The sequence below is a fragment of the Mycobacterium sp. NGS48 genome, from assembly GCF_059812585.1.
Genome location: NZ_JCALCY010000002.1, coordinates 57,974 through 80,096 on the forward strand (window position 1 = coordinate 57,974; position 22,123 = coordinate 80,096).

Consider the following 22,123-nt stretch of genomic DNA (forward strand, 5'->3'; position numbering starts at 1 on the left):
CGAGCAGGATCAGGAACGGCTGGGGCGAATCTCTCGCGGTAGCGCGAACACCAGCGTCTCATTGGCAGTCGTCACCGGCTGCACCACGTCGTAGCCGGATTCGGCCAGCCGCTCCAGCACGCCACGCACCAGCACCTCGGGCACCGACGCTCCGGAGGTGACACCGACCGTGGTGACGCCGTCCAGCCAGGCCGGGTCGATGTCGTCGGCGCAGTCCACCAGGTGCGCGGCCCGCGAGCCGGCGCCCAGCGCCACCTCGACCAGTCGCACCGAGTTCGACGAGTTGGCCGACCCGACCACGATGACCAGCTCACATTCGGGCGCCATCGCCTTGACCGCGACCTGCCGGTTCTGGGTGGCATAGCAGATGTCGTCGCTGGGCGGATCCTGCAGCTTCGGGAAGCGCTCGCGCAGCCGCTGCACGGTTTGCATGGTCTCGTCGACGCTCAACGTGGTTTGGGACAGCCAGATGACCTTGTTCTCGTCACGGACCGTGACCTGCTCGACGGCGTCGGGTCCGTCGACCAGCTGCACGTGGTCGGGGGCTTCACCGGCGGTACCGATGACTTCCTCATGGCCCTGATGACCGATCAGCAGGATGTCGTAGTCGTCGCGGGCGAAACGCTTGGCTTCGTTGTGCACCTTGGCGACCAGCGGGCAGGTGGCGTCGATGACCTGCAGATCCCGCTCGGCGGCCGAGGTGTGGACGCTCGGCGCGACGCCGTGCGCGGAGAACACCACGATCGCGCCTTCGGGCACCTCGTCGGTTTCGTCGACGAAGATTGCCCCGGCTTTGGCCAGCGTGTCCACCACATGCCGGTTGTGCACGATCTCGTGGCGGACGTAGACGGGCGGGCCGTGCTTCTCCAACGCGCGTTCGACCGTCTCAACGGCGCGATCCACGCCGGCGCAGTATCCGCGGGGCTCGGCCAGCAACACCCGCTTACCGGTCGCGGACTCGACGACCGTGCTGGACGCACCGGGAATCCCCATGTTGATGGTAGGAGACATGACAACCAGGGTACGGTCCGGCGACCCGGCTACGCCATTTCCCGGCCAGCTTGGAGTTGACCGGCCGGGTAAGGCAGTCTTGGACCCATGCCTACTGCACCGTATGGGGTTCGGCTGCTGGTCGGTGCGGCGACGCTCGCCGTCGAGGAGACGATAAAGCTGCCGAAGACCATCCTGATGTACCCCATGACCCTGGCCAGCCAGGCCGCGCACGTCGTGATGCGATTCCAGCAGAACATGGCCGAACTGGTGATCAAGGGTGACGCCACGCTCGATAGCTTCTTCCCACCGAAGGACGAACAGCCCGAATGGGCAACCTTCGACGAGGACGCAGACGACGGCGAGCTGGAAGCCGGGCCCGAGCCGGGCGATGCCGAACGCCGCGCCGAAGGACGGTTCGCCCTGTACTCGACCTCGGATGGCGGTGCACCGACCGATCCCCCGACCACGCCCGTGCCCACCAAACGCGCCAAGAAGCCGGCCACGGCTACGGTGTCGATGCCGGCCGTGGCCGACGAGCTCGACTACGAAACGCTGACTCTGGCCCAGCTGCGTGCCCGGCTGAACACGCTGGACGTCGACGAGCTCGAGGCATTGCTGGCCTACGAAGAGGCCACCAAGGCGCGGGCGCCGTTCCAGACGTTGCTGGCCAACAGGATCACCCGCGCGACCGCCAAGTGACCGAAGCCGCGCAGCCGAACTCGGCCGAGAACCCGTTCCCGGTTCGCGCGGTGGCCATCCGGGTGGCCAGCTGGATCGACAAGCTGGGCACCGTGTGGGTGGAGGGCCAACTGACGCAGATCAAGGTGCGCCCAGACGCCAAGACGGCGTTCATGGTGTTGCGCGATCCCGCCGCCGACATGTCGCTGACCGTGACCGCTCCGCGCGATCTCGTGTTGAGCGCGCCCGTCAAACTCGCCGAAGGCGTCCAAGTCGTGGTGTGCGGCAAACCGAATTTCTACACTGGCCGAGGCACATTCTCGTTGCGGCTCAGCGAGATTCGCGCGGTCGGCATCGGCGATTTGCTGGCCCGCATCGAGCGGCTGCGTCGACTGCTGGACGCTGAGGGGTTGTTCGACCCGCGGCTCAAACGGCCGATCCCGTTCCTGCCGTGCACAGTTGGGCTGATCACTGGCCGGGCCAGCGCCGCCGAGCATGACGTGACGTCGGTGGCCGCTGCGCGCTGGCCCGCGGTGCGCTTCGCCGTGCGAAACACCGCCGTGCAGGGCCCGAATGCCGTCTCGCAGATCGTCGAGGCGTTGTCTGGGCTGGACGCCGACCCGGAGGTCGACGTGATCGTGCTGGCCCGCGGCGGCGGCAGTGTCGAGGATCTGCTGCCGTTTTCCGACGAGACGTTGTGCCGCGCGATTGCGGCATGCCGCACGCCGGTCGTCAGCGCGGTCGGCCATGAGCCGGACAACCCGCTGTGCGATCTGGTCGCCGACCTGCGCGCGGCCACACCCACCGACGCGGCGAAGAAGATCGTGCCGGACACCGCCGCCGAGCAGCGTCTGGTCGACGATTTGCGCCGGCGCAGTGCGCAGGCGCTGCGCAATTGGGTGTCCCGGGAGGAACGGGCCTTGGCCCAGTTGCGTAGTCGTCCGGTGCTGGCCGAGCCGCTGGCCGCGCTGCGGGTGCGTGCCGAGGAAATCCATCGTGCGCGGTCCGCGGGCCGCCGGGACATCACCCGGCGGGTCGCCGCGGAGACCGATCGGGTCGGCCATCTGGCCGCCCGGCTGGCCACCCTGGGACCGGCGGCGACGCTGGCCCGCGGCTATGCGGTGGTGCAGACGGTTCCGGCCTCGGGGCCGGCCGCGGTGCTGCGCTCGGTCGACGACGCCCCTTCCGGCACCAAGCTGCGGGTGCGAGTCGGCGATGGCGCGGTCGCGGCAGTCAGCGAAGGATCTACGGATGGCGAGTGACGAAGCTAAGCCCATTAGTCGCCTCGGCTATGAAGAATGCCGCGACGAACTGGTCGAAGTCGTGCGAGCCCTGGAGCAGGGCGGCTTGGACCTCGATGCGTCGCTGAAACTATGGGAAAGAGGCGAACAACTGGCTAAACGGTGCGAAGAGCACTTAGCTGGAGCTCGCAAACGCATCGAGGACGCGTTGGCTGCCGACAGGCCCAACGCCATCGATGAATAGTTGAAATCGGAACCAGTTTGACACGTTCCACTCGGAATTGGAACACGTTTCAGTTATCCTCGTCGGATGGGTGATGCATCGTTGACGACTGAACTCGGCCACATCCTGGTCACCGGCGGCTCCGGCTTCGTGGGCGCCAACCTGGTGACCACACTGCTCGAGCGCGGATATCACGTGCGCTCCTTCGACCGGGCGGCGTCGCCGCAGCCGGACCATCCCAAGCTGGACGTCGTCGAGGGCGATATCTGCGACGCTGACACGGTCGCCGCGGCGGTGGCCGGAATCGACACGATCATCCACACCGCGGCCATCATCGAGCTGATGGGCGGAGCATCGGTGACCGATGAGTACCGCAAACGCAGCTTCGCGGTCAACGTCGGCGGCACCGAAAACCTCGTGCGCGCCGGGCAGGCCGCCGGGGTGAAACGCTTCGTCTACACCGCGTCCAACAGCGTGGTGATGGGCGGTCAGCGCATTGCCAGCGGCGACGAAACACTCCCCTACACCGACCGGTTCAACGACCTCTACACCGAGACCAAGGTTGCTGCCGAGAAATATGTCTTGTCCCAGAACGGTGTCGGCGGCATGCTGACGTGTTCTATTCGGCCATCCGGGATCTGGGGTCGCGGTGACCAGACCATGTTTCGCAAGATGTTCGAAAGCGTCGTCGCCGGCCACGTCAAGGTGCTCGTCGGCAGCAAGAACGCCAAGTTGGACAACTCGTACGTGCACAACCTGATTCACGGCTTCATCCTGGCCGCAGAACACTTGGTGCCTGGCGGCACCGCACCGGGCCAGGCATACTTCGTCAACGACGCCGAGCCGATCAACATGTTCGAGTTCGCCCGGCCGGTGATCGAAGCCTGTGGGCAGCACTGGCCCCGGCTGCGGGTAAACGGTCCGCTGGTCCGCTGGGTGATGACGATCTGGCAGCGGCTGCACTTCCGGTTCGGGCTTCCCAAGCCGCCGCTGGAACCCCTTGCGGTGGAACGGCTTTACCTCGACAACTACTTCTCCATCGCCAAGGCAGAGCGTGACTTGGGTTACCGGCCGCTGTTCACCACCGAGCAGGCCATGGCCGACTGTCAGTCTTATTACTGTGAGTTGTTCGAGCAGATCAAGGCCACCACTGCGCCGCGTCCGGCGGCAGTCGTTGCTGCGCCGCCACCCGAATAGTCGTTACAACTGCGATCACATTTCGAGTCGGCGTGTAGCGTAATGCGCCATGGCTGAGACTGTGCTGGTCACCGGAGCGTTCGGAATGGTCGGCTCGGCGACGGTGCGACGGTTGCGTGCCGACGGCCACCGGATGATCGCCACCGACCTCGACGTGCCGGCCAACCGTAAAGGCGCGGCCAAGCTGCCGGGCGCCGTCGAAGTGCGCTGGGCCGATCTGACCGACGCGGAAGCGGTCGACACGCTGATGCGGTCGGTTCGTCCAACGGTCATCATCCATCTGGCGGCATTCATTCCGCCGCTGTGCTACGCCCGCCCGGCGCTGGCGCACAAGGTCAATGTCGACGCCACCGGCCTAGTCATCAACTCGGCCAGGGCATTACCGGAACCACCGCGACTCATCCTGGCGTCGAGCATCGGCGCTTACGGGGCCCGTAACCCGCATCGCATTACCGACTTGCTCACCGCGGAGACCCCGTTGCGCCCATCCGACAATTACGGCGCACACAAAGTGGCATCGGAGCACCTGGTGCGCGACTCCGGGCTGGAGGCAGTTGTACTCCGGCTCGGTGGCGTGCTGACCGCAGAGCCGCAACTCGATGTGGACCTCGACACCCTGTACTTCGCCGCATCGCTACCCCTCGACGGCCGCATTCAGACCGTCGACGTGCGCGACGTCGCCCGCGCATTCGCCGCGGCCACCACGGCGCCCGTCGCCGGTAAAACACTGCTGATCGGCGGCGACAGTTCGCACCGGCAACTGCAGGGTGATATCGCCGCGGCCACGGCAGCCGCGATGGGGCTGGTCGGTGGAATACCCGCGGGCCGGATGGGCGACCCCGATGATGACGACGGCTGGTACCACACCGACTGGATGGACACCACCGAAGCGCAGGAATTGCTTGATTTCCAACGAGTTTCGTGGCCACAGATGCTGGCCGAGACTGCCGATCGGGCGGGTTGGCGACGCTACCCGGCCCGGCTGGTCGCCCCGCTCGCGCATATGTTCCTCACGCGTCATTCGCCCTACTTTCGCTATCCGGGCCGCTACGCCGACCCGTGGGCCGTGATCGACGCCAAGTGGGGTAATTCCCGACCCGATAGGAGCACCGCATGAGCAGGCGCAGCGCGGTCGTCGTCGGAGGAGCCTCCGGCATCGGACGAGCGGTCGCCCATGCGCTGGCCGCCGATGACTGCCGCGTCACGGTCGCCGACCGCAACACCGACGGCGCCGAAGCGGTGGCCGCCGAACTCGGCGGTTCGCACGAAGCCGCGACCGTCGAAGTCACCGACGAAGATTCAGTTCAACGGTTATTCGCAGAGTCGGGTCCGCTCGACGTCGTCGTCAACACCGCGGGATTCAGCGGCGTCGGACTGATCACCGATCTGCCGGTCGAGGAATTCCGCTCGGTTGTCGATGTCTGCCTCACCGGCGCCTTCCTGGTGATCAAGCATGCCGCGCCGCAGCTACGCGATGGTGGCGCACTGGTGTCGTTGAGTTCGCTCAATGCCCGCCAGCCCGCGGCGGCGATGAGCGCCTACTGCGCGGCCAAAGCCGGGCTATCGATGCTGACCCAGGTTGCCGCACTGGAATTGGCGCCGCGCGGGGTCCGGGTCAATGCCGTCGCGCCCGGTTTCGTGCATACTCCGCTGACCGAACCGGCCACGCTCATTCCCGGGGTGCTCGACGACTATCTGGAAAACACCCCGCTCGGCCGGGCCGGCACGCCCGAGGACGTCGCCGATGCAGTGGTGTTTGCGACCAAGGCGTCGTGGCTGACCGGCGAAGTGCTCGACCTCAACGGCGGCGCGCACCTGATGCGATACCCCGACGTGTACGGGCATGTGATGAGACTGGCAGGTGGGCAATGACTTTCACCAGAAAGCAGGCGATCGTCACCGGCGGCGGCTCGGGAATCGGCGCCGCACTGTGCCGGGCGCTCGTGGCTGCCGGCGCCGACGTCGTGTGCACCGACGTCGACGGCGCCGCTGCGGCACGGACGGCCGATGCCATCACGGGTCCCGGCACCGCGCGCTCGGCCGTCCTCGACGTCACCGACGCTGCTGCGGTGCAAGCCTTGGTCGACCAGGTCGTGGAGCAGGCCGGTCGGTTGGATTTGATGTTCAACAACGCCGGGATCGCCTGGGGCGGCGACACCGAACTGCTGACGTTGGACCAGTGGAACGCGATCATCGACGTCAACATCCGCGGCGTGGTGCACGGCGTGGCCGCCGCTTATCCGGTGATGCTGCGGCAGGGCCACGGCCACATCGTCAACACCGCGTCGATGGCCGGACTCGCCGCGGCCGGGCAGATCACCAGCTACGTGATGACCAAGCACGCGGTGGTCGGGTTGTCGCTGGCGTTACGGTCCGAGGCGGTTTCGCGCGGGGTGGGCGTACTCGCGATCTGCCCGGCTGCCGTCGAGACGCCGATCCTGGATAAGGGTGCGGTCGGCGGCTTTGCCGGCCGCGACTACTACCTTCGCGGCCAGGGCATGAAGACCGCCTACGACCCCGACCGGCTCGCCCGCGACACGCTCAAAGCGATCCAGCGCAACAAGGCGTTATTGGTAGTGCCCAAACGCGCACACGCCTCCTGGCTGTTCGCCCGGCTGGCACCCGGGCTTCTGCAACGGTTTTCGGTCGGATTCATCACCCAGCAGCGCGCGCGGCAAGCCGCTCGATCGACTGCTGCACCATGAACACCGAATTCACCCGCACCCAGAAGCGGGCGCTGGCCGTGTTCACCCTCGTTGCCCTGCTGTTCACGGCGTATTTCCTGCGCAGCTACTTCGTGCTCATTGTGGTAGCGGCCGTCGGGGCGTATTTGTTCACACCACTTTTCACCTGGTTCGACCGACGGCTGCCTACCGGACTGGCGGCGACCTGCACGCTGCTGTCGGCGCTGGTAGCCGTCATCGTGCCGATCGGACTGCTGGTGCTGCTGGCGATCGTGCAGATCTCGCGGATGGTCACCCACGTCGCCGAATGGGTCGAGCGGACCGATCTCAGCCAGCTCGGCGACAAGGGCTTACGCCTCGCCAACGACCTGCTCGCGCGGGTGCCGTTCGTGCACACCACGATTACCGGCGAGTCGCTGCGGAAAGCGATGGTGACCGTTGCACAGAAGGCCGGCGAATGGTTCCTGCACGTATTGCAGGACACCGCCGGAAGCGTCTTCGGCGCCGTCACGTCGGCCATCATCTTCCTGTATGTGTTCGTCGCGATGCTCACGCATCGCGAGAAACTGTTGACGCTGATCCGCCAGCTCAATCCGCTCGGCGAAGAGGTCACCGATCTGTACCTGCGCAAGATGGGCTCGATGGTGCGCGGCACCGTCAGCGGCCAGTTCGTCATCGCGCTGTGCCAAGGTGTAGCCGGAGCCGCGTCGATCTACATCGCCGGATTTCACCATGGCTTCTTCATCTTTGCGATTCTGCTGACCGCGTTGTCCATCATCCCGTTAGGCGGTGGAATTGTCACAATCCCGTTCGGGATCGGGATGATCTTCTTCGGCAACATCTTTGGCGGCGTGTTCGTGGTGCTCTGGCATCTGATCGTGGTCACCAACCTGGATAACTTCTTGCGTCCGGTTCTGGTGCCGCGGGATGCTCGGCTCAATTCCGCGCTGATGCTGCTGTCGGTGTTCGCGGGTATCGCGATGTTCGGGCCGTGGGGCATTGTCATCGGCCCGGTGCTGATGATCGTCGTCGTCACCACGATCGAGGTCTACCTCGCGGTGTACAAGGACGTCGAGCTCGAAAATGGCGAGGACGCCGAAGAATCGGCTAAGCCAGCCGCGCAGTGAGAAACTCGACAACTCGCTTGCGGGCCTCGTAGGCCGGGTGGCCGTCGACCTCACGCACCTCGTCGGTCAGCACCGAGTGCGCCATCTTGGTGAAGCCGTACTCATTGCCTGCGCCGGACGGGATTTCGATCACCTCGAACGCGTCGCCGAGCCGCTTCTTGAGCGTCGCGAAGCGGTCGCCGGGGGACATCTTGTCCTCGCTGAAGCGCAATCCCATCGCACACAGCCCCTCATTGGCGGCGCGGTCCGCGACCACGTCCAGCTCGATGCGTGAAACGCCGGCGTCGCGGCGCTGCGCAGGCGTCAACGGCAACGGCAGCGACGGCTGGCTGAGCACCGGTGCCAGCACACTGTCGTCGACGGCGGCGGCCAGTGCGAAACCGCCAGTGAAGCACTGGCCGATCACCCCGACGCCCTTGCCGGGTGTCGATGCGTTGAGGTCACGGGCCAGCGCACGCAAAAACGACGCCACCGGCCGCTGTTTATCGGTCGCGAATGCCGCGAACTCCCTTGCCACACAGGCACGTGCCAACGTCGACACCGCGGCCACAACGTCGTCGCGGGGCGCTCCAGGGGTGCCGAACAATGACGGCATCGCAACCGTGAACCCGTTGTCCACCAGGTGATTCCCCAAAGCCAGCACGCCGGGATGGATGCCGGGTATCTCGGGGATCAGCACCACGCCGGGCCCCTCGCCCTTGCGGTAGACGTCGTGGGTATAGCCGCCACCGGTGAACGGTGACACCGACCAGCCGGTCAGATCGGCTTCGGGTGCGCTCATTGACGGTCCCTTCTAGCGCGGCAGCGGTGGTTGTGACTGGGTGGCCGCCGCCAGCGTACGGAACTGGTCGACGTTTCCCGCACCCGTGATCGCAATCTGGGTGGCACCGGCCGAACTGTCCAGCCGGGTGGTCCACACGTCCTCGGTTTTCCCGTCACCCCGGTAGACGATCCAGCCGGTGCCGTCGACGTCGACGGTGCCGGTGGGGTACATCGGGGACCCATCGTGGATCGAGCCGACCAGCTTGTCCTCGTCGGCGTTGCTCTGCGCCAGACTCAAGTACATGCCGGTGGGACTGATGTATCCCACCGTGGACGTCACCGCCCGCATCTTATGACCGGTCGACGGGTCGATCCGGCCGTCCGGGATGTCGCCGCGACTGCCGGAGTTGGGCTGCCAACCTTGCGGCAGCCGGGGCAGCCGGACCGGGAATCCCATCATCTGGGCATCTGCGTGCAGCGCGGCCGCCGCGTCGTAGGACGGCACCTGTCCCCGGTTGTTCGTGCCGGGCGCGAAGGTGCACATTCCGACCAGGCCGGCCAGCACGATGCAGGCGGCCACCAGCGGGACCAGCGACCAGAACATGTCCCGGCCGTCCTGCAGCAACCGTGGCTTGGCCGGTTTGGCCGTCGGCTGCGGCTGAGTCGTCACACCACAAGTATCCCAGCTCCAAACCGCCGACCTTCTTCTGGGACAATCGGCGCCATGACTGACCCCGGCGCCCCAGGCCAGCCGTCACGCCGCGAAGCTCCCGATCGCAACCTGGCCATGGAGCTGGTCCGGGTCACCGAGGCCGGGGCGATGGCCGCCGGCCGCTGGGTGGGCCGCGGCGACAAGGAGGGCGGTGACGGCGCGGCCGTCGACGCCATGCGCGAGCTGGTCAACTCGGTGTCGATGCGCGGTGTGGTCGTCATCGGCGAGGGCGAGAAGGACCACGCGCCGATGCTCTACAACGGCGAAGAAGTCGGCAACGGCGACGGACCGGACTGCGACTTCGCCGTCGACCCCATCGACGGCACCACCTTGATGAGCAAAGGCATGACCAACGCCATCTCGGTGCTGGCGGTGGCCGAACGCGGCGCGATGTTCGACCCGTCGGCGGTGTACTACATGAACAAGATCGCCACGGGCCCCGACGCCGCCCACGTCTTGGACATCACCGCGCCGATCGCCGACAACATCCGCGCGGTCGCCAAGGTCAAGGGCCTGTCGGTGCGGGATATGACGGTATGCATTCTCGACCGGCCCAGACACAGGCAGCTGATCAACGACGTACGCACCACTGGGGCGCGGATCCGGCTGATCACCGACGGCGACGTCGCCGGCGCGATCTCGGCATGCCGTCCGGAATCCGGCACCGACATGCTGGCCGGGATCGGCGGGACTCCGGAGGGCATCATCACTGCCGCGGCGCTCCGCTGCATGGGCGGCGAGATCCAGGCCCAGCTCGCACCGACCGACGACGCCGAACGGCAGAAGGCGATCGACGCCGGCTACGACCTCGCCCGAGTACTGACCACCGAGGACCTGGTGTCGGGCGACAACGTGTTCTTCTGCGCCACCGGCGTCACCGACGGCGATCTGCTCAAGGGGGTGCGCTACTACCCCGGCGGCTGCACCACCCAGTCGATCGTGATGCGCTCCAAGTCCGGCACGGTGCGGATGATCGAGGCTTACCACCGGCTCTCGAAACTCAACGAATACTCCGCGATCGACTTCACCGGCGACTCCACCGCTCAATATCCCCTGCCGTAACCGACAACCCTAGCGAGGATCACCCCCTATGGCCGATAGCGCCGAATACCGCATTGAACACGACACCATGGGCGAGGTCCGGGTACCGGTAAAAGCGTTGTGGCGTGCCCAGACTCAGCGCGCGGTAGAGAATTTCCCGATCTCCGGACGGGGCCTGGAGCGCACCCAGATCCGAGCGTTGGGTCTACTCAAAGGCGCGTGCGCGCAAGTCAATAAGGACCTCGGGTTGCTGGCGCCGGAGAAGGCCGACGCGATCATCGCCGCCGCCAACGAGATCGCCGACGGCCAGCACGACGATCAATTCCCCATCGACGTGTTCCAAACCGGGTCGGGCACCAGTTCCAACATGAACACCAACGAGGTGATCGCATCGATCGCGGGGGCCAACGGTGTCACGGTGCACCCCAACGACGACGTCAACATGTCGCAGTCGTCCAATGACACTTTCCCCACCGCCACCCACATCGCGGCCACCGAAGCCGCGGTGCGCCACCTGATTCCGGCGCTGCAGGTGCTGCACGACGCGCTGTCCGCCAAGGCCCGCGAGTGGCGCACGGTGGTGAAGTCGGGCCGCACGCATTTGATGGATGCGGTGCCGGTGACACTGGGCCAGGAGTTCTCGGGATACGCCCGCCAGATCGAGGCGGGTATCGAGCGGGTGCAGGCGACCCTGCCGCGGCTAGGAGAGCTGGCAATCGGCGGTACCGCGGTCGGTACCGGCCTCAACGCGCCCGACGGGTTCGGCACCAAGGTGGTCGAGGTGCTGGTCGACAGCACCGGTTTGGCTGAATTGCGTTCGGCGTCCAATTCATTCGAGGCGCAAGCCGCCCGCGACGGACTGGTCGAAGCGTCCGGCGCGCTGCGGACGATCGCCGTGTCGCTGACCAAGATCGCCAACGACATCCGCTGGATGGGATCGGGCCCGCTGACCGGGTTGGGCGAAATTCAGCTGCCCGATCTGCAGCCGGGCAGCTCGATCATGCCCGGTAAAGTGAATCCGGTACTGCCGGAAGCTGTTACGCAGGTTGCCGCCCAGGTGATCGGCAATGACGCGGCGATCGCCTGGGGCGGGGCCAACGGCGCGTTCGAGCTCAACGTCTACATCCCGATGATGGCGCGCAACATGCTGGAGTCGTTCAAACTGCTGACCAATGTGTCGCGGCTGTTCGCCGAGCGGTGCATCACCGGGCTGGCGGCCAATGTCGAGCGGCTGCGCGAGCTGGCCGAGTCGTCGCCGTCGATCGTGACGCCGCTGAACTCGGCGATCGGCTACGAAGAGGCCGCCGCGGTGGCCAAAGAAGCACTCAAGGAGCGCAAGACCATCCGCCAGACCGTGATCGACCGCGGGCTGATCGGCGACAAGCTTTCCGAGGAAGAGCTCGACCGTCGCCTCGACGTGCTGGCGATGTCCAGGGTGGCCGACGAGTCGCGATGATCAGCGCCGAGCTTCGGCGGCGCCGGCTGGCGACCATCGAAGAGCACATGAACACCGAGGTGACCAAGGAGTTCGACCGCACCCTGGCAACGTTCAACGGCCACCCGCGCTACGAGATCATGGCCACCGGCCAGATCTTCGACGGCGACGACGAGGTAATGGGGTACCACCGGACCACACGGACCGCGTTCCCCGACCAACGCCACGACAACGTCCGATACCACTTCGCCGACGACGCGGTCATCACCGAATTCGACCTGCTGGGCACCAATCTCGGTGAGTTCTACGGCCTGCCGCCGACCGGCAAGGCGTTTCGGGTTCCGATTATTGCGGTGTTCTTCTTTGACGGCGATCGAATCATTAACGAGCGCATCTACTTCGACTCGGCCAGTCTGCTCAGCCAAATCGGCCGCAGTGAACTGCTGACGCTCGCTGCTGCCGGCGAGTTGCCGGATCCGGGCAGATAGTCCTCAGCTGCCGTTGTTGGGCCCGCCCGAATTGGCGCCGGGAATGTCGGCGATCGGAAAGTTGGGCATCGGCTGGGGCGACGGCGTGTTGGGCAGCGACGGGATCTCGGCGGCCGGGATGTCGTGCAGGTCGTTGGCGGGCGGACCGTTCTCTCGGCTGCCGTAGACACTGCCCGGCGCTCGCGGTCCCAGCAGCTGACTGACCGTCACCAGGTGGTAACCGTTGGCCTTGAGCACTGGAATGAACTGGTAGACCAGGTCGACAGTGGACGAGTAGGTGTCGTGAAACAACACCACCGAGCCCGGCTTGATCTGCGTCATCAACACCGAGCGAGTGGCCGCAGTGTCGGAGTCGTTGATCCAGTCATACGGGATGACATCCCAGAGAATGGCGGCCTGACCGAGTTTGGCGGCGTCCTGGTTCACCGCCGCGTTGGTCAGCCCGCCCGGGGGCCGCCACAGCGTAGGCGTCACGCCGGTGGCCGCGCGGATCGCGTCGTTGGCCTTCGACAGCTGGCCCGGGACATCGGCGGGCGGGATCGTCGTCATGTTGGGGTGTTCCCAAGTGTGGCTGCCGATCTCCATGCCCGCCTCGGCGATACGCTTGGCGCCCGTCGGGTTGGCGGCGACCTTGTTGCCGATCAGGAAGAACGTGGCTTCGGCGTTGTTCTGCTGCAGGGTTTCCAACAGCCGACCGGTAAACGGGCTGGGGCCGTCGTCGAATGTCAGCGCCACACACTTGAGTTGCGTGCAATCGACGTTATCGGCGTCGGCACGTCGCACATGACCCGTACACGCCCCGATCACCAGCACACCTGTGGCCGCGACAACACCGAGAACCGTACGCCAGTACCGCCAGGCATGGCTGTCGCAGAGTCTCGGCACGCTGGCAGCCTACCGTCAGACCGCCACTTATCATCTCGGAGTCGATTCAACCGGCATGATTCGTGGACTGCCGTCCAGATAAGCGACGAGGCCCGACGGCCGGTAGGACGGAATCCGCTGGTATCGCTCAACCGCGGCGGAAGCGGCGTACTCGCGCATCTCATCACTGATACCGAGTTGTCGAACGAACGGCCGGATCAGACGGTAGAAGCCGGTGTACGAATCATGCTCCTGAGCCAAGGGGTCCGGCTCGACAGTTGTCAGGGAGCAAAGGATTCCGTCATTGCCGGGCGTCAGGGCAGCACTAGACGTTTGGATGAACGCCTCGGGCTCGAAGGACAAACCACACTCATGCGCGCGCTTCACCATCCACAGGAGCGGTATATCGCTCAACTCATGCTCCTGGTAGCCGCCGCCCACGTCGCAGTGAACGCCAACGAACCACACCTGCTCAATTCGCTGATCCCTAGGAGCGTCTCCCTGCGGCTTCCACAGCGTGGGCCGAAACGGACCTCTCTTCTCGTCGATCGCCAGCGCCTGGAAAGCTGCCTGGACGGTGGTGCTCAAGCTCGTGTCGTGAAATTCCCAGCGCCGGTTGAACCAGCGCAACCCGTTGATCGGAATGCCAAGAGCACCGACCGTGTCCCAAACACCGATGAAGCGGATCCCGGTTTCGTGCGAGTAGGACCGTCTGAACAGGGTCGCTTCGACGTTACGTGGGTGTGTTGTACTGCTTCGGCTGCGGTAAAGCGCGTACGCCTCGTCCACCCGGTCAATGTGCTCGCGGCGCAGGATTCCCGAATTTCGGACGAAGCCGGCGGTGCTGCGGGCGGTGAAGGCGCCGCGGCTGAAGCCGAAGAAGAACAGTTCGTCTCCCGGGTCGAAATTCTGCACGAGGAAGCGATAGGTCTCGCGGACATCGCGCGACAGCCCGAAGCCGAATGCACCTCCGCGGACGCGCTCCCAGCGGTTGGTTCCGACCCCACGGTGGTAGAAGGTTCGTTGCTCGCGCCCGTCGAGACCCTTCGGGGAAACTGCCAGTGCGACTTTGCTGACGTTCGTCGGCGTGGGGCTGCCACTGCTCTGCTGATCCGGGGTGTTCCACGTGCCATCGCAGCACACGATCAGCTGCTTCGACATCCGCGCTCCTTCACGGTCCGGCGTCCATCGGTCATGGAGCAGCGCTCAACCGGTTCGAAATTACGGCAGCGGCCCCTGGCTGATCTCCTCCAGCATCTCGGTGACCAGCGCGGCGATCGGCGACCGCTCGCTCCGCAGCAACGTGATGTGAGCGAACAGAGGATGGCCTTTGAGCTTCTCGATCACGGCCGCGACGCCGTCGTGACGGCCCACTCGCAGGTTGTCGCGCTGAGCGACGTCGTGGGTCAGGACGACTCGCGATCCTGCGCCCAGCCGGGACAGCACCGTCAGCAGCACGTTGCGTTCCAGCGATTGCGCCTCGTCGACGATGACGAACGAGTCGTGCAACGAGCGGCCCCGGATGTGGGTCAGCGGCAGCACTTCGAGCATGCCCCGGGACAGCACCTCCTCGAGCACCGCTGGACTGGCCAGACCCTCGAGGGTGTCGAAGACCGCCTGCGCCCACGGGCCCATCTTGTCGCTCTCGCTGCCGGGAAGGTAGCCCAACTCCTGGCCGCCAACCGCGTACAGCGGGCGGAAGACCACCACTTTGCGGTGAGTTCGCCGTTCCAGCACCGCTTCCAGGCCCGCGCACAGCGCCAGCGCCGACTTCCCGGTGCCGGCTTTGCCGCCCAGCGACACAATGCCCACCGACTCGTCGAGCAACAGGTCCAGCGCCACTCGTTGCTCGGCGGAGCGACCGCGCAGCCCGAACACCTCGCGGTCGCCGCGTACCAGTTGGACTCGCTTGTGCACGTTGATTCGCCCGAGCGCATGCGAACTGCCGCCCAGCAACCGGATCCCGGTGTGGCACGGCAGGTCTCGGGCAGCCGCCAGATCGATTTCGCCGTCGGCGAAGAGAGCGTCGATGTCCTCGGCCGCGGCTTCGACCTCGGTCATCCCGGTCCACCCGGAGATGACGACATCCTGTGCGTGATATTCGTCGGCGGCCAAGCCGACTGCACCGGCCTTGACCCGCAGCGGAATGTCCTTGCTCACCAACGTGACTTGCTTGCCTTCGGCGGCAAGGTTGGCCGCACAACTGAGGATCCGCGAGTCATTGCTGTCGGTGCGGAAACCCACCGGCAACACCGCCGGGTCCGTGTGGTTGAGCTCGACGTGCACCGTACCGCCTTGCGCACCAACGGGAATGGGCTGATCCAGCCGCCCATGCTCCAGCCGAAGGTCGTCGAACAAGCGCAGTGCCTGACGGGCGAACCAACCGAGCTCGTGGTGATGGCGTTTGGCCTCGAGTTCGCTGATCACCACCAGCGGCACCACTACGTGGTGTTCGGCGAACCGGGTACACGCCCACGGATCCGACAACAGCACCGAGGTGTCCAGCACATACGTCCGGATATCAGTCACGGAGCGCTCCTTGCGCGAACCGCGCGGCCCCCGCGCGGATGTGTCGGCGGGGATGCGGCACCAGGACCGGGGGCGGTCGTGGCGATGTCGTGACAAGAGGTGCCGTCGGGACAGCAGAGCACGTCGCTAGCCATCGAATGCGACGCTACTCCGGTCGGCACATACCCGCCGTGCAGGCGCGCCGTGGGCTAACGCGCCCGGCTATCAGCCTTGGATGAACTGCTGCAGCTCGGGCTGGTCCGCCAGCCCCCATGCCGTGATGCGGCCGGAAATCACCTGCTGCAGTTGCGAGTCGCCGAAAATCCCGGCGTCGGCCATGCTCTGCACCTTGTCCTGGTAGGCATCGATGTCGCCGCCGACGACACCGAGCTCGGCGGCGCGGGCGGCGATCGCGGCCAGCGTCTCGTCGCGGGTGTACTCCAGGCAGTGCGCCACGATGTTCGCGAAGAACTCCTCATGGCGCTCTTCGTCTTTGGCGATCCGGGTGATCAGCCCGGCCAGCACGGGCTCTTCGATCTGCGCCGCCAGGTTACGGCAGAACACCGCATGGGCACGCTCGAAGAAGGCCATGAACACCAGGGTCTCGACCTGGCTGAAGCGATCGGCGCGGTAGCCCTTCATCACGTGTTCCACCCGGACCTGCTCGTTGGCGGTCGGGTCCACTTCTCGGGTCACCACCAAGTACTCACGCAATGCGATGGCGTGCAGATGCTCCTCGGCGGTCCACCGGCCCAGCCAGCGGCCCCACCAGTCCTCGAGGATGAAGTGCTCGACGAGCTCGCGGTGGTAGCCGGCCAGGTTGTCCTTGGTGATGAGCAGGATCTCGCAGGCGTCGGTGATCAGCCGCGGCAGCGACGCCTGCGACGGGTCCCAGTCACGTCCACCGAGAAAGGCGAAGTTCTCGCCCTGTTCGAACGGCACGTAGTCGTGCGCGAACCAGATGTCCTCGGTCGTGAGATGGCGGTCCAGATTTGCCTCGACCACCGGATCGAGCTCCAGGATCAGTGCATTAGCTACAGGTTTCTGTGCCATAAAGTAACTGTAACCCAGGTTTACAGGTTTCGTGAAATCATCCGGGACGTGTCGTCAGGAGCCGACCAGCTTCCAGTCCTCGAGCCCGTCATAGAGCGGAAAAGCCCTGGCCAGCCGGGTCACACGGTCCCGCAGCCCCGGCACGTCGGCCGCCTCGCCGCCGGCCAGCGCGGTGCCGATGATGTCGGCAACCTCGCTGAACTCGGTGTCGCCGAAACCGCGGGTGGCCAGCGCCGGCGTACCGATCCGCAGCCCGGAGGTCACCATCGGCGGCCGGGGGTCGTTCGGCACCGCGTTCCGATTGACGGTGATGCCGATCTGGTGCAACAGATCCTCGGCCATCTGCCCGTCCAGCGGAGAGTTCCGCAGGTCGACGAGCACCAGGTGGACATCGGTGCCGCCACTGACCACCGACACTCCGGCCTTGGTGACGTCAGCCGCCAGCAACCGCTCGGCGAGGATGCGCGCCCCGGTCAGCGTGCGTTGTTGGCGCTCGGCGAACTCCGGCGAGCCGGCGATCTTGAGGGCCACCGCCTTGGCCGCGATCACGTGCATCAGCGGCCCGCCCTGCTGCCCGGGGAACACCGCGGAGTTGACCGCCTTGGCATATTCCTGCTTACCGACGATCAGCCCCGACCGCGGCCCGCCCAGCGTCTTGTGCACGGTGGTGGACACCAGCTGCGCATGCGGCACCGGCGACGGGTGCAGGCCGGCAGCGACCAGACCGGCGAAGTGGGCCATGTCCACCCACAACGTGGCGTCGACCTCGTCGGCGATCGAGCGGAACGCCGCGAAGTCGAGAATTCGCGGATAGGCCGACCAGCCGGCGATGATCACCTTCGGACGGAACTCGCGGGCCTTGGCCCGTACGGCGTCCATGTCGATCAGATGCGTCGCCGGGTCGACACCGTAGAAGCCGACGTCGTAGAGCTTGCCGGAGAAGTTGAGCCGCATGCCGTGAGTCAGATGGCCACCATTGGCCAGATCCAGGCCCAGCAGCCGCTCCCCCGGCGTCATCAGCGCGTGCAGCACCGCGGCGTTGGCCTGGGCGCCCGAATGTGGCTGCACATTGGCGAATTCGGCGCCGAACAGCGCCGTGGCGCGGTCGCGGGCGATGTTCTCCACCACGTCGACGTGTTCACACCCGCCGTAGTAGCGCCGGCCCGGCAGTCCCTCGGCGTATTTGTTGGTCAGCACGCTGCCCTGGGCCTGCAGCACCGAGCGCGGCACGAAGTTCTCCGAGGCGATCATCTCCAACGTGTCACGCTGCCGGCCGAGCTCTTTGCCCAGCAGGTCGGCGACATCGGGGTCGACCTCGGTGAGCGGGGCGGACATCACGGACGTAGCGGTGTCGGGAGCAGCAGTCACGTCGGCCAGTCTGGCATGTAAGGCCTATAGGGTCAGCCCCGGATAGAGCGGGTTGGCGGCCAGCAGCTCGGCTGCCGCGGCGTGCACCCGGCCGGCCGTGCCGTCGGCCAAGGTGTATTTGGCTTTCGAGGTGCCCTGCGGTGCGGTGTTGGTCAGCACGTCGACCACCAACTCGGCCACCCGGTCGAAGTCGTCGGTGCCGAACCCGCGGGTGGTCAGCGCCGGGGTGCCGAATCGGATCCCGCTGGTGTACCAGGCACCGTTGGGGTCGGCGGGGATGGAGTTGCGGTTGGTGACGACCCCGGAATCCAGCAGCGCGGATTCGGCCTGCCGCCCGGTCAGCCCAAACGACGTGACGTCGAGCAGCACGATGTGGTTGTCGGTGCCACCGGTGACCAACCGCGCTTCCCGCTTGAGGAACCCTTCGGCCAGCGCCTGCGCGTTGTCGGCGACCTGCTGGGCGTAGTCCTGGAACGCCGGGCGGCGAGCCTCGGCAAGGGCGACCGCCTTGGCGGCCATGACGTGTGCCAGCGGGCCGCCCAGCACCATCGGGCAGCCTTTGTCGACGGCATCGGCGTACTCCGGTTGGGCCAGGATCAACCCGCCGCGCGGTCCGCGCAGCGACTTGTGCGTAGTGGTGGTGGTGACGTGAGCGTGCGGAACCGGATCCTCGTCGCCGGTGAACACCTTGCCGGCCACCAGCCCCGCGAAGTGCGCCATGTCCACCATCAGCGTGGCGCCCACCTCGTCGGCGATCTGGCGCATGGTGGCGAAGTTGATCCGCCGCGGGTAGGCCGAATATCCGGCGACCAGAACCAGCGGCTTGAATTCCCGCGCCGCCGCGGCGAGGGCGTCGTAATCCAGCAGCCCGGTTTCGGGGTCGGTGCCATAGCTGCGCTGGTGGAACATCTTGCCGGAGATGTTGGGCCGAAACCCGTGGGTCAGATGCCCGCCGGCATCCAGCGACATGCCCAGCAGCCGCTGGTTGCCGAGCTTGTGCCGCAGCGCTTCCCAGTCCTCCTCGGACAAATCGTTGACGTGCTTGACGCCGGCCTCGGCCAGGCCGGGCGCCTCGACCCGGGTGGCCAGGATAGCCCAGTAGGCAACGAGATTGGCGTCGATACCCGAATGCGGCTGCACGTAAGCGTATGGCGCGCCGAACAGCTCGCGGGCGTGCTCGGCGGCCACGGTCTCGACGGTGTCCACGTTCTGGCAGCCGGCGTAAAAGCGGTGCCCGATGGTGCCCTCGGCGTATTTGTCCGACAACCAACTACCCATGGTGAGCAGCACCGCCGGTGACGCGTAGTTCTCGCTGGCGATCAGCTTGAGCGAATCACGTTGGTCGGCAAGCTCTTTGCGTGTTGCGGCGGCGATGCGAGGTTCGACGGCTTCGACGACCTGCAGTGCCGCACGGTAGGCGGCGCTCGCGGTGTCCGCGTATTCGGCGTCCATACTGTCAGCCTAAGCGCAGGGCTGACGGGATCAGCGGCTCGTCGAGCAGCCGGCCGAATCGCTCGATGAGACTGACCCCGGCCGGCCGATCATCCAGCCAGCCGCGCAGCAAGCGATATCCCTCGACGTAGGTGCTGGTGTAGGCGCGCCACAGCGGCGAGGACAGGAAGCGCAGCATCTGCCGGGCGCGGGTGTCGTTGACCAGCAGCCAGCGCCGCAGGAAGTCGGTCACCTCGTCGACGTCGCGGTGTTCGTCGTGCAGCATCAATGCCGCGTCCTGACGGACACCGGCCAGCGCCGCCGAGGCCTCCGACACCGCATCGGCCCGGTCGCCGTCGAAGCGCAGCCCCAAGTCGGCGTAGATCTCGGCGGCCCAGCTGCCCCAGCCGGCACCGACCGCGACGTGCAGGGCCAGATCGGCCAGGCCCTCGGCGATCAGGCACTGCGGAGTGTTGACCACAAAGATGGTCTGCTCGACCTGGCCCAGCCGGTTGACCAGCCCGGCTTCTTTGCGGCAGTGCTCGGTGTGGTGTCCCGGGTAGGACTCGTGGGCGACCAGCCGCGGCAGGTTGGACATCAGTTGTTTGAGGTCGGCGTTGACGGCCACCGTCGACCGGTAGTCGCCCAGGTAGTAGTTGAATCCGGACCACGGCTTGTCGCTGACGACCTGATAGTCGACGGTTTCGTTGTCGGGCAGCGGATACTCGCTGCGCACCCGGTCGCGCAGTGCGCTGGAGAACGCCTCGATGCACTCGGCCAGCCGCTGCGGCGGGATCTCTTCGGCGCTGCGATGGGCGGCCATCCGGTCGGCCAGTGGGCCGCTGCCGCCCAGCACCTCGTCGAGCCGGGTGTGCGCCTGCCGATAGCTGTCGGGATCACCTTTGGCGATGTCGACGTCGAAGTAGTCGCGCACCTCCTGCACGAAGCCGACATTCTCGCCGGCGAACTTCCGCCCGGCACAGGCCAGCGCACGCAGGTGAGCACCGAGGTAGTCGGCGCGAGTCTCGTCAAATCCGTTGCGGCGCGGCATGTCTGGCAGAACTGCGGTCAGCCGTTCGGCTTGCCGGACAAGGTCGGCCGGATCCGGCGCCGGTTCGTTGGCCACCTCCCGGCGCAGCGCGGGATCGCCGGTGAACGCGTCGACGTAGCCGGTCTCGACCCGGTCGAAGCGCAAACCCAGCAGCAAGTACTCACGGATCAGTGTGGCGGGCTCCATACCGGTTAACGCTATCCGCGTCGCCCCTGCAAGACTGACGCTATGCCGCGGCTGAGCGAGCCGAGCCCCTATGTGGAGTTCGACCGAAGTCAGTGGCGTGCGTTGCGCATGTCCACGCCGCTGCCGCTGACCGAAGAAGAAGTGGTCGCGCTGCGTGGTCTCGGCGAGCAGGTCGACCTGCTGGAAGTCGAAGAGGTCTACCTGCCGCTGGCCCGGTTGTTGCACCTGCAGGTCGCCGCCCGTCAGCGGCTGTTCGCCGCGACCGCCGAATTCCTCGGCGAGCCGCAGCAAAACCCGGACCGACCGGTGCCCTTCATCATCGGGGTGGCCGGCAGTGTGGCGGTCGGCAAGTCGACCACCGCCCGGCTGCTGCAGGCGCTGTTGGCCCGCTGGGACCACCACCCGCGGGTCGACCTGGTCACCACCGACGGCTTCCTCTACCCCAACGCCGAGCTCGAGCGGCGGAACCTCATGCACCGCAAGGGCTTCCCGGAAAGCTACGACAGGCGCGCGCTGATGCGTTTCGTCACCTCGGTGAAGTCGGGTTCGGAGTACGCATGCGCGCCGGTCTATTCACACCTGCACTACGACATCGTGCGCGGCGCCAAACACGTGGTGCGCCACCCCGACATCCTGATCCTCGAGGGTCTCAACGTGCTGCAGACCGGGCCGACGTTGATGGTGTCGGACCTGTTCGACTTCTCGCTGTATGTCGACGCGCGCATCGAGGACATCGAGCAGTGGTACGTGTCGCGGTTCTTGGCGATGCGCTCCACGGCCTTCGCCAACCCGGCCTCGCACTTCCACCACTACGCCGGGTTGAACGACCCGCAGGCCGTCGTCGCCGCCCGAGACATCTGGCGCTCCATCAACCGGCCCAACCTGGTCGAAAACATTCTGCCCACCCGGCCGAGGGCCACCTTGGTGCTGCGCAAAGACGCCGACCACTCCATCAACCGGCTGCGTCTGCGCAAGCTGTAATCCCCTTGAGCGCCGAACGTCTAGTTGTCGGGCGAAAATCCTAGATTTTCCACAACAACTCGACGCTCGGCACGGTTCAGACGTGAGCCGGTGCGGGGCC

At 66.2% G+C, this 22,123-nt stretch carries 22 protein-coding genes; 12 read left to right on the top strand and 10 right to left on the bottom strand.

Annotated elements, in window-relative coordinates; translation table 11 throughout:
* Positions 1 to 9 precede the first annotated feature (9 nt).
* Entirely contained in the window at positions 10 to 1,011 is a 1,002-nt protein-coding gene (locus tag AC5Y42_RS03910; RefSeq protein ID WP_499895959.1) for a 4-hydroxy-3-methylbut-2-enyl diphosphate reductase, read from the bottom strand.
* Positions 1,012 to 1,098: 87 nt separating this feature from the next.
* Here AC5Y42_RS03910 and AC5Y42_RS03915 point away from each other — a divergent pair, with 87 nt between their 5' ends.
* From AC5Y42_RS03915 to AC5Y42_RS03950, 8 genes are all read left to right on the top strand, one after another.
* Positions 1,099 to 1,692 carry a lipid droplet-associated protein gene (locus AC5Y42_RS03915; protein WP_499895960.1) on the top strand — a complete coding sequence of 198 codons (594 nt, stop codon included), beginning with the start codon at positions 1,099 to 1,101 and terminating at the stop codon, positions 1,690 to 1,692.
* A complete protein-coding gene (xseA, locus tag AC5Y42_RS03920; protein WP_499895962.1) occupies positions 1,689 to 2,933 on the top strand; it encodes an exodeoxyribonuclease VII large subunit in 1,245 nt (414 codons plus the stop codon). The genes AC5Y42_RS03915 and xseA overlap by 4 nt, the downstream gene beginning before the upstream one ends.
* Complete coding sequence (locus AC5Y42_RS03925) at positions 2,923 to 3,156, top strand: exodeoxyribonuclease VII small subunit (protein ID WP_499895964.1); 234 nt, start codon at positions 2,923 to 2,925, stop codon at positions 3,154 to 3,156. The genes xseA and AC5Y42_RS03925 overlap by 11 nt, the downstream gene beginning before the upstream one ends.
* A gap of 66 nt (positions 3,157 to 3,222) precedes the next feature.
* On the top strand, positions 3,223 to 4,332 hold the full coding sequence (locus AC5Y42_RS03930) for a 3-beta-hydroxysteroid dehydrogenase (RefSeq protein WP_499895966.1): 1,110 nt from the start codon (positions 3,223 to 3,225) through the stop codon (positions 4,330 to 4,332).
* A 49-nt stretch (positions 4,333 to 4,381) separates the two neighbouring features.
* Complete coding sequence (locus AC5Y42_RS03935; protein WP_499895967.1) at positions 4,382 to 5,449, top strand: NAD-dependent epimerase/dehydratase family protein; 1,068 nt, start codon at positions 4,382 to 4,384, stop codon at positions 5,447 to 5,449.
* Positions 5,446 to 6,204, top strand: a complete 759-nt coding sequence (locus AC5Y42_RS03940; RefSeq protein WP_499895969.1) for an SDR family NAD(P)-dependent oxidoreductase — start codon at positions 5,446 to 5,448, stop codon at positions 6,202 to 6,204. Before AC5Y42_RS03935 ends, AC5Y42_RS03940 begins: the two co-directional genes overlap by 4 nt.
* The gene (locus tag AC5Y42_RS03945; RefSeq protein ID WP_499895971.1) at positions 6,201 to 7,037 is read left to right on the top strand and encodes an SDR family NAD(P)-dependent oxidoreductase; all 837 of its coding nucleotides are present in this window, start codon (positions 6,201 to 6,203) and stop codon (positions 7,035 to 7,037) included. Before AC5Y42_RS03940 ends, AC5Y42_RS03945 begins: the two co-directional genes overlap by 4 nt.
* Positions 7,034 to 8,143 (top strand): AI-2E family transporter, encoded by a 1,110-nt coding sequence (locus AC5Y42_RS03950; protein WP_499895972.1) that lies wholly within the window; start codon positions 7,034 to 7,036, stop codon positions 8,141 to 8,143. The genes AC5Y42_RS03945 and AC5Y42_RS03950 overlap by 4 nt, the downstream gene beginning before the upstream one ends.
* Here the strand turns inward: AC5Y42_RS03950 and AC5Y42_RS03955 are convergent.
* Positions 8,124 to 8,924, bottom strand: a complete 801-nt coding sequence (locus AC5Y42_RS03955) for a dienelactone hydrolase family protein (RefSeq protein ID WP_499895974.1) — start codon at positions 8,922 to 8,924, stop codon at positions 8,124 to 8,126. The genes AC5Y42_RS03950 and AC5Y42_RS03955 overlap by 20 nt on opposite strands.
* Positions 8,925 to 8,936: 12 nt before the next feature.
* Positions 8,937 to 9,575 carry a DUF4245 domain-containing protein gene (locus AC5Y42_RS03960; RefSeq protein ID WP_499895976.1) on the bottom strand — a complete coding sequence of 213 codons (639 nt, stop codon included), beginning with the start codon at positions 9,573 to 9,575 and terminating at the stop codon, positions 8,937 to 8,939.
* Between the two features lie 54 nt (positions 9,576 to 9,629).
* On the opposite strand from AC5Y42_RS03960, the gene glpX reads away from it, so the two are divergent.
* The 3 genes from glpX to AC5Y42_RS03975 are packed head-to-tail and all read left to right on the top strand — an operon-like array spanning position 9,630 to position 12,581.
* Entirely contained in the window at positions 9,630 to 10,679 is a 1,050-nt protein-coding gene (gene glpX, locus AC5Y42_RS03965; protein WP_499895978.1) for a class II fructose-bisphosphatase, read from the top strand.
* A gap of 28 nt (positions 10,680 to 10,707) precedes the next feature.
* Positions 10,708 to 12,114, top strand: a complete 1,407-nt coding sequence (locus AC5Y42_RS03970) for a class II fumarate hydratase (protein WP_499895980.1) — start codon at positions 10,708 to 10,710, stop codon at positions 12,112 to 12,114.
* Complete coding sequence (locus AC5Y42_RS03975) at positions 12,111 to 12,581, top strand: ester cyclase (protein WP_499895981.1); 471 nt, start codon at positions 12,111 to 12,113, stop codon at positions 12,579 to 12,581. The genes AC5Y42_RS03970 and AC5Y42_RS03975 overlap by 4 nt, the downstream gene beginning before the upstream one ends.
* A 3-nt stretch (positions 12,582 to 12,584) precedes the next feature.
* Here AC5Y42_RS03975 and AC5Y42_RS03980 read toward each other — a convergent pair whose 3' ends face one another.
* From AC5Y42_RS03980 to AC5Y42_RS04010, 7 genes are all read right to left on the bottom strand, one after another.
* Entirely contained in the window at positions 12,585 to 13,466 is an 882-nt protein-coding gene (locus tag AC5Y42_RS03980; protein WP_499895983.1) for a polysaccharide deacetylase family protein, read from the bottom strand.
* Positions 13,467 to 13,496: 30 nt separating this feature from the next.
* Positions 13,497 to 14,606 carry a T6SS phospholipase effector Tle1-like catalytic domain-containing protein gene (locus AC5Y42_RS03985; RefSeq protein WP_499895985.1) on the bottom strand — a complete coding sequence of 370 codons (1,110 nt, stop codon included), beginning with the start codon at positions 14,604 to 14,606 and terminating at the stop codon, positions 13,497 to 13,499.
* A 60-nt stretch (positions 14,607 to 14,666) separates the two neighbouring features.
* A complete protein-coding gene (gene phoH2, locus AC5Y42_RS03990) occupies positions 14,667 to 15,974 on the bottom strand; it encodes an RNA 5'-3' helicase PhoH2 (protein WP_499895987.1) in 1,308 nt (435 codons plus the stop codon).
* Positions 15,975 to 16,178: 204 nt separating this feature from the next.
* Positions 16,179 to 17,006 carry an acyl-ACP desaturase gene (locus tag AC5Y42_RS03995; protein WP_499895989.1) on the bottom strand — a complete coding sequence of 276 codons (828 nt, stop codon included), beginning with the start codon at positions 17,004 to 17,006 and terminating at the stop codon, positions 16,179 to 16,181.
* Between the two features lie 54 nt (positions 17,007 to 17,060).
* A complete protein-coding gene (glyA, locus tag AC5Y42_RS04000; protein ID WP_499896739.1) occupies positions 17,061 to 18,341 on the bottom strand; it encodes a serine hydroxymethyltransferase in 1,281 nt (426 codons plus the stop codon).
* 57 nt (positions 18,342 to 18,398) lie between these two features.
* Positions 18,399 to 19,826, bottom strand: coding sequence for a glycine hydroxymethyltransferase (locus tag AC5Y42_RS04005; RefSeq protein WP_499895991.1), 1,428 nt, complete (start codon positions 19,824 to 19,826; stop codon positions 18,399 to 18,401).
* A 4-nt stretch (positions 19,827 to 19,830) separates the two neighbouring features.
* Positions 19,831 to 21,042 (bottom strand): DUF885 domain-containing protein, encoded by a 1,212-nt coding sequence (locus AC5Y42_RS04010; protein WP_499895992.1) that lies wholly within the window; start codon positions 21,040 to 21,042, stop codon positions 19,831 to 19,833.
* Between the two features lie 42 nt (positions 21,043 to 21,084).
* On the opposite strand from AC5Y42_RS04010, the gene coaA reads away from it, so the two are divergent.
* Complete coding sequence (gene coaA / locus AC5Y42_RS04015; RefSeq protein WP_499895994.1) at positions 21,085 to 22,023, top strand: type I pantothenate kinase; 939 nt, start codon at positions 21,085 to 21,087, stop codon at positions 22,021 to 22,023.
* The last annotated feature ends 100 nt before the right edge of the window (positions 22,024 to 22,123 follow it).

Excerpts from the sequence above, each read along its gene's own strand:
- AC5Y42_RS03910 (WP_499895959.1), bottom strand. The coding sequence starts at position 1,011 with ATGTCTCCTACCATCAACATGGGGATTCCCGGTGCGTCCAGCACGGTC.
- AC5Y42_RS03915 (WP_499895960.1), top strand. The coding sequence starts at position 1,099 with ATGCCTACTGCACCGTATGGGGTTCGGCTGCTGGTCGGTGCGGCGACG.
- AC5Y42_RS03925 (WP_499895964.1), top strand. The coding sequence starts at position 2,923 with ATGGCGAGTGACGAAGCTAAGCCCATTAGTCGCCTCGGCTATGAAGAA.
- AC5Y42_RS03930 (WP_499895966.1), top strand. The coding sequence starts at position 3,223 with ATGGGTGATGCATCGTTGACGACTGAACTCGGCCACATCCTGGTCACC.
- AC5Y42_RS03935 (WP_499895967.1), top strand. The coding sequence starts at position 4,382 with ATGGCTGAGACTGTGCTGGTCACCGGAGCGTTCGGAATGGTCGGCTCG.
- AC5Y42_RS03940 (WP_499895969.1), top strand. The coding sequence starts at position 5,446 with ATGAGCAGGCGCAGCGCGGTCGTCGTCGGAGGAGCCTCCGGCATCGGA.
- AC5Y42_RS03945 (WP_499895971.1), top strand. The coding sequence starts at position 6,201 with ATGACTTTCACCAGAAAGCAGGCGATCGTCACCGGCGGCGGCTCGGGA.
- AC5Y42_RS03950 (WP_499895972.1), top strand. The coding sequence starts at position 7,034 with ATGAACACCGAATTCACCCGCACCCAGAAGCGGGCGCTGGCCGTGTTC.
- AC5Y42_RS03955 (WP_499895974.1), bottom strand. The coding sequence starts at position 8,924 with ATGAGCGCACCCGAAGCCGATCTGACCGGCTGGTCGGTGTCACCGTTC.
- glpX (WP_499895978.1), top strand. The coding sequence starts at position 9,630 with ATGACTGACCCCGGCGCCCCAGGCCAGCCGTCACGCCGCGAAGCTCCC.
- AC5Y42_RS03970 (WP_499895980.1), top strand. The coding sequence starts at position 10,708 with ATGGCCGATAGCGCCGAATACCGCATTGAACACGACACCATGGGCGAG.
- AC5Y42_RS03975 (WP_499895981.1), top strand. The coding sequence starts at position 12,111 with ATGATCAGCGCCGAGCTTCGGCGGCGCCGGCTGGCGACCATCGAAGAG.
- AC5Y42_RS03985 (WP_499895985.1), bottom strand. The coding sequence starts at position 14,606 with ATGTCGAAGCAGCTGATCGTGTGCTGCGATGGCACGTGGAACACCCCG.
- AC5Y42_RS03995 (WP_499895989.1), bottom strand. The coding sequence starts at position 17,006 with ATGGCACAGAAACCTGTAGCTAATGCACTGATCCTGGAGCTCGATCCG.
- glyA (WP_499896739.1), bottom strand. The coding sequence starts at position 18,341 with ATGTCCGCCCCGCTCACCGAGGTCGACCCCGATGTCGCCGACCTGCTG.
- AC5Y42_RS04005 (WP_499895991.1), bottom strand. The coding sequence starts at position 19,826 with ATGGACGCCGAATACGCGGACACCGCGAGCGCCGCCTACCGTGCGGCA.
- AC5Y42_RS04010 (WP_499895992.1), bottom strand. The coding sequence starts at position 21,042 with ATGGAGCCCGCCACACTGATCCGTGAGTACTTGCTGCTGGGTTTGCGC.
- coaA (WP_499895994.1), top strand. The coding sequence starts at position 21,085 with ATGCCGCGGCTGAGCGAGCCGAGCCCCTATGTGGAGTTCGACCGAAGT.